The following is a 6,000-nucleotide window of genomic DNA, read 5'->3' as shown; positions in this document are numbered from 1 at the left end:
CGCTCTCAAGCGCCCCCGTGGTGCCCGAAATCACCGCAGTGTCAAAGCCGAACAAAAAACCGCCCAGCGCCGCAACGATGGTGCTCAATATAACAACCGCATTGGGCCGCGGTGTGGCCGTGGATGATGTATCCGCCTGTTCCTGTGTCATGATCCCCTCCCCCGAAGAATGTTACAATGCCGCCGCCACGGGTACCCGCGCGCCCCGGCGGGCCTCAATCGTCCTGTGGCAGGGCGCGGAACCGGATGGCCAAACCACCACCCGGCGCCACCGGCAGGGACAGGCTGTCATCTTTTGTGACAGTGCGCATCTCCCGCGTGAAGCCATAGGGATTGGTGCGCCAGTGTGCATCATCGCTGTCCCGGTATATCCGGGCCTCATAGGCGCGGTCGCCGTCCAGGAAATCGAGCGCCACCGTCATGGTGCGGGCCTTGTCCGCCGTCAGGCTGCCCAGGAACCAGTCATCCCCGCCGCGCGCTTTGCGAGCCACGGTGACATGATCGCCCACGACCCCTTCCAGCGGTATGCTGTCTTCCCAGTCCGTGGGCACGTCCTTGATGAACTGGAAAGCCTCGGGCCGGGCTTCATAATTTTCCGGCAGGTCGGCCGCCATCTGGATCGGGCTGTACAGCACCACATAGAGCGCCAATTGCTTGGCCAGCGTGGTTTTCACCCGGTGGTCGGGCATTTCATCCTTGAACAGAAGATCGAAAATGCCGGGGGTGAAATCCATCGGCCCGCCAAGCATCCGGGTAAAGGGCAGCGTCGCCGTGTGGGACGGCGGATTGGTGGGGTCGCCCCAGGCATTGTATTCCTGCCCGCGCGCGCCCTCGCGGGAAATCCAGTTGGGATAGGTGCGCCGGAGCCCCGTGGCCTTGACCGGCTCATGGGTGTTGATGGCGATGTTATATTTCGCCGCCACTTCCAGCACGCGCTGATAATGGTTCACCATGTACTGGCCGTCATGGAAATGCTTTTCCCGGCTGCCGTCCGGCAGAACCCGGATCGCCTCGCCCGCATCGGCCACATAGCCGGTTTTCACCTGTCGCACGCCGTGCTCGGCCAGAAGCCTGAAAGCGGCATCCATCTGGTCTTCATAATTGGTGATATGACCGCTGGTTTCATGGTGGCCGATCAGGCGCACACCCTTTTTCCGCCCGTATTCAGCCACCGCCGACAGATCAAAATCGGGATAGGGCGTGGTGAAATCGAACAGCTCGCCATGGCTGTACCAGTCCCCGTCCCAGCCCTTGTTCCAGCCTTCCACCAGAACGCCGTCAAAGCCATGCTCGGCGGCGAAATCCATATAGCGCATGGTGTTTTCCGTGGTGGCCCCGTGATTGCCGTCGCGGCCCCAGGTGGCCTTGCGAATGTGCATGGCCCACCAGATGCCCACATATTTGCCGGGCTCCACCCAGTCCACGTCGCCCAGCCTGTTGGGCTCATTCAGGTTCAGGATCAGGTCGGAGGCCATCAGCCCCGTGGCGTCGTCCGCGATCTGGAAAGTGCGCCACGGCGTGGTGAACCCCCCGGACGTGCGCACCTTGTCGCCATTGGGCCAGGGCGCCAGATCGGCCTCGAACCCGTCCCCGGCACGTTTCAGGGTTATGCCCGCATAGTCCACCAGCGCGGCTTCATGAACCGACACATGGGTTCCCGCGGCGGTCTTCAGGGTGATCGGGGTGTGCGCTTCTTCCACCGCGGCAAGGGGGGTTTCCTCATAGATATATTCATAGCGGTTCCATTCCCGCGCCGGAATCCACCAGCTCGTGGCATCCATGGGCAGGTTGAAGGCGGTGCGTTCATCGGTGACCACAAGATCGTCCGCATCGGCCCCGGCGGGCAGTTCATAGCGAAAGCCGAGGCCGTCATTGAACAGGCGCGCGACCACCACAAGGGTGCGCCCCGGCGCGGCTGTTTCCCGCAGGGTAAAGCGCGCCTCCACATGATGATCCCGCACCATGCGTTTTTCGCCCCAGGGCTGCTCCCACTGCCGGTCGCGGCGGGTGATGGTGGTATCCACCAGGGTCATATGATCCCCAAGCGGGGCCGCCTGGCGAAACCGGAAGCCAAGCCGCGATGGCCGCACGATCACCTCGTCGCCACGGGTGACGCGATAGGTCAAGGCGCCCTCCCCACTTTCCAGATGGAAGGCAAGCCTGCCATCGGGCGACGTGACAGTGCGCGCCGTTTCCGCCCGGCCGCCACAGGCAACCAGTAACAGGGCCAGAAAGCCGGGCAGCATGAATTTCAGAAACGGTGTGGACATAAGCCAGTCTCCCCCTCGCGCATGGTGCGATTTCCCTATGGTCGGGAGCATGGCCGCCCCGACCCGGTTTTGCAACGGTTATGAAATAAAATTGTATTTTGCAACATATTTTGCAACTCCTATGGGCGCCGTAAATTCTTTAATTACATACTTTAAGGGCAGTCTCACCGGTGCGGACTTGACATCCCCATTTGCAAAAAATTACCATTCTTGCAAACAGGGAGGGGCTGATGGAAAACCACCGGGAGCCGGTGCGCCGGGTGCTGATTGTGGGCGGCGGTTCCGCTGGCTGGATGACGGCGGCGGCACTGGCGCAGGGCACGGCGGGGCGGGCCGATATCACGGTCGTGGAATCCGATGCCATCGGCACGGTGGGCGTGGGGGAGGCCACCATTCCCCCGATCAAGCTGTTCAATCAGATGCTCGGCATTTCCGAGGCCGCCTTTCTCAAGGCCACCCAGGGCACGTTCAAGCTGGGCATAGAATTCGCGGACTGGGGCGGCCTGGGGGAGCGTTATTTTCACCCCTTCGGACAATACGGGGCGGACTTTGACGCGGTGCCCCTGCACCAATACTGGCTTCAAGCCCGCGCGGCGGGGGATGAAACACCGCTGGATGCCTGTTCCATGGCGGCTGTCATGGCGCGCCTTGGCCGCTTCGCCCCACGGGAAAGCGACCGCCGCAAGGTGCAGAGCACCCATGACCATGCCTATCATTTCGATGCCACGCTGTATGCCGCGGCCCTGCGCCGCTATGCCGAGGCCAGGGGTGTCACACGCCATGAAGGCCGCGTGGTGGACGTGGGCCAGAACGGCGAAACGGGCTTTGTGAACGCCGTGACACTGGCGGACGGGACACGGCTTGCCGCCGACCTTTTCATCGACTGTTCCGGCTTTCGCGGCCTGCTGATCGAAGGCACCCTGAAAACCGGTTATGAGGACTGGCGGCACTGGCTGCCCTGTGACCGGGCGGTGGCCGTGCCCTGCGAAAAGCCCGGCCCCGCCGACCCCTATACCCGCGCCACCGCGCGCCGGGCGGGCTGGCAGTGGCGCATTCCGCTGCAACACCGTATCGGCAACGGCATGGTCTATTGCAGCGATCATATGAGCGCGGACGAAGCAACGGAAACCCTGCTGGCCAATCTGGATGGCGCCCCCCTGGCCGAGCCGCGCCCGCTGGCCTTCACCACGGGGCGGCGCAAGGCGTTCTGGAACCGGAACGTGGTCGCCATCGGGCTTGCCGCCGGATTCATGGAACCGCTGGAAAGCACCAGTCTTCACCTGATCCAGTCATCCATCAACCGGCTTCTGGCGCTCTGGCCCCGGCACGATTTCGACCCCCTTCTGGCGCAGGAATTCAACCGCCTGACCGCCCTGGAATATGAACGCACGCGGGACTTCCTGATCCTGCACTACACGGCCACCCGACGGGATGACAGCGCCTTCTGGCGTATGTGCGCGAACATGACCATTCCCGATGATCTCGCCTACAAAATCCATCATTTCCGCGCTTCTGGCCGGATCGTGGCGCACGATCTGGAACTGTTCCAGAACCCAAGCTGGCTGGCGGTGCTGATCGGGCAGAATGTGATGCCCCGAACCCACGACCCGTTGGCGGACTTGCGCGGAAAGGACGGACGGAACACCCTGGCCGGACTGGTCCGCACCATAGACGCCGCCGCCCACGCCATGCCACCCCACGAAGACACCCTGACCCGCCTGACAAACACCCCCGCCGCCTGATAAAGGCCCCAAACCGGGTCAACCCCGCACCGGCGCCGCCTCTACCGCCATCCCGCCATTGCGCGGGATGAGCGGAGGGCGCGACCGCGCCCCGCCGCCAGTGCGGCGCCCAAGCGGAGCCGCAGCGCGCTTGCGTGAGCGGAAAGGAGCCTCTACCGCCATCCCGCCATTGCGCGGGATGAGCGGAGGCCACGACCGTGGCCCGCCGCCAGTGCGGCGCCCTCGCGGAGCGCGTGAGCAGCACGCTTGCGTGAGCGGAAAGGAGCCTCTACCGCCATCCCGCCACTGCGCGGGATGAGCGGAGGGCGCGACCGCGCCCCGCCGCCAGTGCGGCGCCCAAGCGGAGCCGCAGCGCGCAGCGCTCAGGCGTGAGCGGAAACAAAGCCGGGCCGCGCCAGCGGCCAAGGCGTGAGCGGCAAAAAAATTAAACCCTAATCCGGCTCACCGTCTCGGCGTGGTCCGGCAGCCGGTCCACCGTGGCGGTAACGGTCTGCCGGATGCGATCCAGAAAGGTCTTCAGTCGCGCACTGTCCACAGCGTCCACCAAAGGCGACCATGCCTTTGGCAGGATGTGCTGCCCCACCAGCACCTGCAACCAGCCCACATCGGTGAACAGTTCCTCCCCGCGCCGGTGGATCTGGCCGGTCTGGCGGAAAATGTCGATCTTTTCCAGAAGCGTGTCGGGCACATCCATGGCCGCGCAGGCGCGCCAGAAAGGCTCGGCCTTTTCATTGGCGTGATAGTGCAGGATAAGGAAGTCGCGGATGGCCTCGAACTCGAAACGGGTTTCGCGGTTATACAGGTCGCGCAGGCGGGCGGGCATGGCCTTGCCGGGGAACATCTGCACCAGGCGGCTGATGCCGCTTTGCACAAGATGGATGCTGGTGCTTTCCAGGGGCTCCATGAAACCGCTGGCAAGGCCCAGCGCCACCACATTGCGGCGCCACACCTGCCTGCGCATCCCGGTGGTGAAACGCAGCTCGGCGGGCTCCGCCAGTGGCGCGCCCTCCAGCCCGTCCAGCAGGCGCGCCGTGGCCTCGTCGCTGCTTATATGGTCGCTGCAAAACACGTGGCCGTTGCCGGTGCGGTGTTGCAGCGGAATGCGCCACTGCCAACCCGCCTCATGGGCGATGGACTGGGTAAAGGGCCGCATGGGGCCGCCTTCGCTGGGCACCGCAATGGCCCGGTCACAGGGCAGCCAGTGCCGCCAGTCCTCATAGCCGGTTTTCAGCGCGCCTTCGATCAGCAGGCCGCGAAAGCCGGAACAGTCGATGAAAAGATCACCCGGCACGGTGCGGCCATCGTCCAGCACCACCGACTGCACATGGCCGGTCTCGCCGTCCAGCGGCGCCTGCGTGATCCGGCCTTCCAGCCGGGTCACGCCCTTGGCCTCGCCATAGCGGCGCAGCGCCTGACCATACAGCCCGGCATCAAAATGAAAGGCGTGGCGCAGCCCCTGCAAGCGGCCATCGGGCGTGGTGTCCATGCGCTGAAAGCGGTTTTGATCCGCGGCCTGTGCGTTCAGGGAATAGGCCCAGAGATCGTCCGCCAACCCCTCGGCGCGGGCGCGGGCCCATGCATGTTGAAAAGGCGCCCCGCCCAGTGGCAGGCCCACATCACCAAAGGCATGGTGATAGCGGTCCCCGCGGCGCGCCCAGCCGACGAATTCAATGCCCAGCTTGAAGGTGGCGCCGGTGGCGCGGATAAAGTCATCTTCATCTATGCCAAGATACTGGTTGAGCAGGCGAATTTGCGGAATAGTGGCCTCCCCCACACCCACCGTGCCGATGGCATCCGATTCCACCAGCGTAATAGTGAGCCGACCGGAAAAGGCCCTGGCAAGCACCGCTGCCGCCATCCAGCCCGCCGTGCCGCCGCCCACGATCACCACCCGTTCCACCGGTTCATGCGTCATTGCCCGTCTCCCTGTATCACCCGGCCCGGCCTATTGGCCGACAGTGCCAGCCCATCGCACATGGCGCAAAGCA

At 64.3% G+C, this 6,000-nt stretch carries 3 protein-coding genes and 1 pseudogene; 1 reads left to right on the top strand and 3 read right to left on the bottom strand.

Annotated elements, in window-relative coordinates; translation table 11 throughout:
* Nucleotides 1-151, bottom strand: a pseudogene (locus WGH93_RS03640) (sugar porter family MFS transporter); the annotation flags it as partial.
* Between the two features lie 64 nt (nucleotides 152-215).
* Nucleotides 216-2,270 (bottom strand): glycoside hydrolase family 97 protein, encoded by a 2,055-nt coding sequence (locus WGH93_RS03635; protein ID WP_374763489.1) that lies wholly within the window; start codon nucleotides 2,268-2,270, stop codon nucleotides 216-218.
* A 230-nt stretch (nucleotides 2,271-2,500) separates the two neighbouring features.
* Between WGH93_RS03635 and WGH93_RS03630 the strand changes: the two genes are divergently transcribed.
* Complete coding sequence (locus tag WGH93_RS03630) at nucleotides 2,501-4,012, top strand: tryptophan halogenase family protein (protein ID WP_374763488.1); 1,512 nt, start codon at nucleotides 2,501-2,503, stop codon at nucleotides 4,010-4,012.
* Between the two features lie 424 nt (nucleotides 4,013-4,436).
* Here WGH93_RS03630 and WGH93_RS03625 read toward each other — a convergent pair whose 3' ends face one another.
* On the bottom strand, nucleotides 4,437-5,927 hold the full coding sequence (locus WGH93_RS03625) for a tryptophan halogenase family protein (RefSeq protein WP_374763487.1): 1,491 nt from the start codon (nucleotides 5,925-5,927) through the stop codon (nucleotides 4,437-4,439).
* Between the last annotated feature and the right edge of the window lie 73 nt (nucleotides 5,928-6,000).

The sequence above is a fragment of the Yunchengibacter salinarum genome (genome assembly GCF_037658235.1).
GTDB classification, from domain to species: Bacteria; Pseudomonadota; Alphaproteobacteria; order Sphingomonadales; family Kordiimonadaceae; genus Yunchengibacter; species Yunchengibacter salinarum.
The sequence above is the reverse complement of the archived record's forward strand: the minus strand, read 5'-3'. Positions and strand labels throughout refer to the sequence as shown.